General features: G+C 41.2%; 3 protein-coding genes and 1 tRNA gene. All 4 read left to right on the top strand.

From position 1 onward, the window contains the following. Positions 1 to 525: 525 nt before the first annotated feature. The 4 genes from AAHF22_RS22695 (at position 526) to AAHF22_RS22680 (ending at position 6245) form a co-directional block, all read left to right on the top strand. Positions 526 to 609: transfer RNA gene (locus tag AAHF22_RS22695), tRNA-Leu, on the top strand. A gap of 503 nt (positions 610 to 1112) precedes the next feature. Then, a complete protein-coding gene (locus tag AAHF22_RS22690; RefSeq protein ID WP_347327268.1) occupies positions 1113 to 2501 on the top strand; it encodes an MATE family efflux transporter in 1389 nt (462 codons plus the stop codon). Between the two features lie 305 nt (positions 2502 to 2806). After that, complete coding sequence (locus tag AAHF22_RS22685) at positions 2807 to 4027, top strand: hypothetical protein (RefSeq protein ID WP_347327267.1); 1221 nt, start codon at positions 2807 to 2809, stop codon at positions 4025 to 4027. Between the two features lie 649 nt (positions 4028 to 4676). Beyond that, a complete protein-coding gene (locus AAHF22_RS22680) occupies positions 4677 to 6245 on the top strand; it encodes a right-handed parallel beta-helix repeat-containing protein (protein ID WP_347327266.1) in 1569 nt (522 codons plus the stop codon). Positions 6246 to 6263 lie beyond the last annotated feature (18 nt).

Below are 6263 nucleotides of genomic sequence, written 5' to 3'. Positions count from 1 at the left end.
GGATTTGCTGTGGTACGGATTTGCTGTGGTACGGATTTGCTGTGGTACGGATTTGCTGTGGTACGGATTTGCTGTGGTATGGATTTGCTGTGGTATGGATTTGCTGTGGTATGGATTTGTGGGTGTATAGATTTGCTACGGTGTTCAGTAGTTTGAAGTATCTAAATTGAAATATGAGATTGCCCCGTTCAACTATTAAATTTCAAACGATATATGCTCTACAACATTCATAGTAGCTGAATTTTATATAAAGGTGCAGCTTATGTGAGAATGTAAGCGATAAAGCACATCCAATAACGTATAAACTATAATCCCTAATGTTGCGAGAACAACGGAACGGAGAGAAGGAAATAAGGAAGATAGACGACTTTTCCTGTTAGTACGTCGCTAACATGAGGTACAATGAAAAGTAATTTTGCGCAATAAAATACTTTATTGCTATTACCGAATAAAAACTCTTGCGCAATCCTCCCACCCATGATATGATCTTTCTTGTGGTTGCGAAATCAATCACTAACAATATTTGCGGTCGTGGCGGAATTGGCAGACGCGCACGGTTCAGGTCCGTGTGGGCTTACCCCCGTGGAGGTTCGAGTCCTCTCGACCGCATTTCCTTTAAACGTAATGATTGACCGATATGAAGCGACTGTTCCTTATGATGAGGAACAGTCGTTTTTGTTTGCATTTTAGTACACTTAAAACAATCATAGAAATCAAAGCAGTTACAGCAATCAAAGAAATCAAAGCTAGTAAAGCAATCAAAGCTAGTAAAACAAGTAAAGCCAATAGGTCATCCGCATCGCATAACATGGAATGCGATCAAACACCAGATTGGCGAGCACCGTCGCACCGTGTATACGTCTCGAGTTTAGATTCCACCGGCATATAATTTAACGAATTGTAAATTACCCCTTCATAAATGGAAGCAATCCGCTTAATATAGAAAACAACAACAACACCGTACGGCTAATCGTGTTCCAATGGATCAAAGGGCAATTCTCTTAAACGCAGGTTTCATACCTACATACGGTGACAAAAGCTGAAACAGATTCTCGTCGGACAGTCAGCATGACCGCAGCACCCAATCTCATACAAAAAGAAGTGAATGCATAATGGATTACGCGATACGTTGGAAATGGGGACACCGGATTCTCGATCGATATTTTACCGGAGCCACGATGAATTACAGGCAGATGATCTCGCTGTTTATTCCGATTTTGATTGACCAGGCGTTTATTATGGGGCTGAACTTGATCAATACAGCGATGATTAGTTCTGCCGGAGTAGCAGCGATCAGTGCGGTCAATATGATCGACTCGCTGAATATTTTCCTGTTCAGTATTTTCATTGCTGTAGCGACAGGCGGTACGGTCGTCGTTGCCCAGTATAAAGGCAATGGCAATGTGAAAAAAGTATCCGAAGCGAGCGCAGGTGCGATCTCGGTTGTTACGCTACTTGGACTTGTCGTCGGTCTGCTTGGCATTGCGCTACATGTGCCACTACTCAATGTGCTGTTTGGTTCAGCGCAGGCGGACGTGATGAGCTATGCGCGCACGTATTTGATCGGGAGCTGTATTTCATTTGCCGGCATTGCGATCGTAGAAGCGATCTGTGGCGCGCTGCGTGGTGTAGCCAGTACACGTGCTTCGCTTATGCTGTCACTCATTATGAACGTATTGTATGTGCTGCTTAACTTCCTGTTTATCCACGGCTTGCATATGGGTGTGCTCGGCATGACGATTGCGCTCAATATCGCCCGTTATGGCGGTGCGGTCTGTGCGCTGTATTATTTGTTCAAAATCGACGTGAATCTTAAAGTGCGGATGAAGGAATTATTTCGGGTCAAATGGGAGATGTTCCGCAAAATTCTGTTTATCGGCTTCCCCTTTGCGACCGAGCAAATGTTCTTTAATGGCGGTAAAATTCTCACCCAGATTTTTATCGTCTGGATGGGCACGTATGCGATTGCGGTGAATGCGATCTGTTCGGCGCTTGCTGGGGCGATGCAAATTCCAGCCAATGCGCTGTCACTGACGATCATTACGGTAGTCGGGATTTGTATCGGTAGTGGTAATATTGACGAGGCGCGCAAGTTTACGAAGTCGTTTCTGGTGCTGTCTTCGATCTCGTTTGTAGTGATGGGGTTAATTATTTTACCGCTATTTAACCCGTTGATCGCGCTCTTTGCTCCGCCAGCGGAAATTGTGGATGATATTTTCCTGATTTTGCTAGTGAATACACTGGTACAAATTCCGCTATGGGCGATCTCGTTTATTACACCATCTGCATTGCGTGCCGCCGGTGATGCAAAGTATACCTCGGTCGTCTCGATGCTGACGATGTGGCTATTCCGCGTCGTGATGGGCTATGTGCTTGGTGTTGTATTTGGCTGGGGCGTACTCGGCGTGTGGATTGCGATGGATCTGGAGTGGGGCGTGCGCGGGATTATTTTCCTGAAGCGGTTCTATGGGACGAAATGGTTGCAGCATCGGTTGATTTAGTACTTTTTATTTACAGTAAAGCAAACCATGTATAGATCTTAATATTTTGAATATTTTACCAATAGATATCTAATCTGAGCATGATTAAATTGATCTGTCCTCCAAACTAAATAGAAATATAAAGAATGAAACGATGGCAAGTCCGTTTCATTCATACATAGTTCAAATCTGTAGGTCATGATTTTCGAATGATTTCACGTTGAAATGATGTTAAAAATTGATTGTTGACTGAAACTCGGTTTCGTTTGTTATTCTAAACGAGTCATTTTAAATAATGCTCTTAAATAACAAGGAGGCTATAGGATATGTACGAAAGTGAAAAGAAATCAGCAACCGAGATAACAAATTATTATCAAGAAAAATGTGGAGTTAAACTATCAAGAACGCGCTGGCACGATAAAAAAGTTCTCAATTATTTAGATGTAATCCGTGATGGAGAGAGTAGACTAGGGAGAGAAGCAGGAGAATCGCTATATTACGATGTTAAAGATGCTGAAGCTATGGCAATGTTTCAAACTTATAATCAGCATTTAGGTGGTATTAAACTTGAACACTTAACAGATGATTTAGCTAATTGTGATCAAGGCGAGTTTTTGGAGAAACATTTAAGTAATACAACCAGTATAGATCGAATCATTCTCGCCACCATGCAAGCTTATATTTGTTATTTGAAGCAGACATATGGTCAATATTGGAGCAGCCATGTAGATTGGTTTATGTTATACAAATCATTTAAGATTTATGAGGACGAGAAATCCGATTCGGCACAGCGCTCAACAGAAGCGAGATTTGAGAAATGGACTAATTTGCAAATTAATCAATATGTAAATAGAAATTATGAGGATATTTATAAAGATTTAGAGTCTGATTATGAACACAACTGTGACGAAGAGGAAGAAGATTTTGACGATTTTATAAATGAAGGATTGATTGAGCATTTTATAGACCACAGCCCGTTATTTTTTGAGACTGAAGGAAAGAATTCATTTTTGGAAATTAAAAAGGATTATTTGATTCTACAAGCTATTGAATTGCCAGACTATTTTTATGAAAAATTATTTAAATCTTTAATGGAACTTATCCTTCTCGATAAGTTAAAGTGTGACGGATTTTGGGATGAATATTTTGAAAATTGGAGTAGATTGGAACTCATACAAGGTAAAGAAAGATATAGTTATTTAGCTTACACAGCATCAAAAGAAGAAACATATTTATTAGAGTATTTATATGTTAAATCTATACCACAAAATCTCACTTTTCTATTCGGGCGGAATGTATTTAGAAATATGTTGGAAAAAGAAATTTCATTAGTTGATCATGTGGATCAATATAAACAGGAGAATATTTTGGGACTTGAGAAAATGATAGATTACATGCAAATTCATAAACAAAGTTATTCACTTGAATCTGAAGGAATTGAGCTTAAAATACAGAAGCTTATAGAAATGTTTAATTTGGAAGTCCCAGATTATTTTAAGTCTCCGAATCATATCGCTCTTTTTAATGATTATGCGAGTAATCAATGAATACTATTTTTCTCGTTCAAAATGAATGTTCTTAATTATCATGGCATACATTTACTTTCAAATTAATAGCATCCGGCAATAAATTATGTGTAATCAAGATGATAGTTAAGGCTAAGTAACCCTATTGTTTTTGTCTGCATTTTAGATGAAGATGATAGGGTTGATTTTTATGAAAATTGATTGATAAGTTGTTTCCTATCATACATATACACGACTATCTTGATATCAGTCACCGTTTGTAGGCGAATGGTAATAGGAAATACAAGCTCAATCGGCGAGCTGAATTCATACTCTCGAATTAGTGATGCAGCGGTTTATTTACATATTTAAATGAAAGAAAAGAACAAGAGCTAATCAGGAAATCTGAAATATAAATTTGGATTGCTGTACTGAATTTAGACACTATCCGATATGTAGTAGTAGGGATTTTATGTTCTATATAAATAAAGTTAAACTCTCATCGTTAAATTCGCTAAACATTAAGATTCCAAGTTAGATTTGTTAAATGCATATATTTTAACATTTTAAATTGATGGGAACGACGTTGATTTGCTTTGGTAGATTTATAATTAGATATTTCGATTTTTAGAGCCGTAGGTGCATTCGTAAACTATACCGTGTTAATAATCAATAAAGGAGATGCTGACAAATGTTCAAACAAATCGCACTATGTACGATCATGTTCGGATGGATAAGTGGCTGGGGAGGAACAATTAGCTATGAATCGTTAACGATGCAACCAACTAAAGCTGAAGCAGCGGCTACGACCTATTATGTAGCGACGAATGGCGATGATCGCGCCAACGGTACGTTAACTGCGCCCTGGAAAACATTACAGCATGCAGCCAATCAGGCGCAGCCTGGCAGCACTATCTATGTGCGCGGCGGTGTATATCGACAACAGTTACACATTACCCGTTCCGGTAATGCACAGCAGGGAGCGATTACGTTTACTCGCTATAAACAGGAGCAGCCGATTTTGGATGGAACGGGTCTGGCTGTAGACGGTTTGCAAGGAATGGTGGGAATCGACAATGCCAGCTATATTACGATCGATGGATTGGAAATTCGCAATTATGCGACGAGCCAATCCGGTCATGTACCTGCTGGCATTAGCGTGATCGGCGCAGGTGGAACGATTCGTCTGCTGAATAACCATATTCACCATATTGCCAATACAGCTAATCCCCAGGGAGAGGAATTATCCGGGCGTGATGCGCACGGTATTGCGGTCTATGGCACCAAGGCACCTGCGGCATTGCATCATCTGACGATTAGCGGCAATGAGCTGGATCATCTGGTGCTGGGCAGTAGTGAAAGCATCGCTTTGAATGGTAATGTGACAGACTTTGAAGTGACGAATAATCGAGTACATGATAACGATAATATCGGCATCGATGCGATTGGTTTCGAAGGAACAGCGCCTGATTCGGCATATGATGCGGTACGCAATGGGCGTATTGTTGGAAATACGGTGTTCAATATTACGTCAAATCGCAATCCGTCCTACGGACGCAACCTGCCGAACAATAGCAACGGAGCAGCAGGCATTTATGTAGATGGGGGACGTAATATCGTCATTGAGCGCAATCGCAGTTATAGCAATGATATCGGCATTGAGATTGCTTCCGAGCATAAAGGCAAGTCGACGAGCGGCATTACCGCGCGCAGTAATGTGGTGTATAACAATCGTTATACAGGCATTGGGATTGGAGGCTATGATACCGAGCGTGGACTTGCGACAGATTGCATCATTATGAATAATACACTGGTGGGCAATGATACGTTATCGAATGAGCCGGGTAATGGGGCCGGACAATTGTTGATCCAATATGGAACGTCACGCAATGTGATCCAAAATAATATTTTATCCGCGAGTGCAACCGGTGTGCTGATCTATAACGAATATTCTAGCAATGGGAACCGACTGGACTATAACTTATATGATACGCCAGGTGGAGCAGATGAAGCGTGGTGGACATGGAAGGGAATAGTGTACGAAAATCTGTCTGCCTTTCAAAAAGCGAGCAAGCAGGAGCAGCATGCTCGATTCGCGAATCCGCTATTTCGCAATGCGAAAGCAGGGGACTATCGTCTTCGCCCAGGCTCACCTGCGATCGATAGCGGGTTGATCGATACGAAGCGGATCGGCACGCTGGATATGGCTGGTCAGCCGCGCGTATCCGGCAAAGCAGTAAACCGTGGTGCGTATGAATAACACCTCGCCTCGCCGCCT

It is taken from the genome of Paenibacillus wenxiniae (genome assembly GCF_039822605.1).
In the GTDB taxonomy this organism is placed as follows: Bacteria; Bacillota; Bacilli; order Paenibacillales; family Paenibacillaceae; genus Saccharibacillus; species Saccharibacillus wenxiniae.
Note: the sequence above shows the minus strand (reverse complement) of the source record. Positions and strands in the feature narration are given on the sequence as shown.

What these genes read in the sequence shown, in the direction of transcription:
- AAHF22_RS22690 (WP_347327268.1), top strand. Translation starts at nt 1,113, where the DNA reads ATGGATTACGCGATACGTTGGAAATGGGGACACCGGATTCTCGATCGA.
- AAHF22_RS22685 (WP_347327267.1), top strand. Translation starts at nt 2,807, where the DNA reads ATGTACGAAAGTGAAAAGAAATCAGCAACCGAGATAACAAATTATTAT.
- AAHF22_RS22680 (WP_347327266.1), top strand. Translation starts at nt 4,677, where the DNA reads ATGTTCAAACAAATCGCACTATGTACGATCATGTTCGGATGGATAAGT.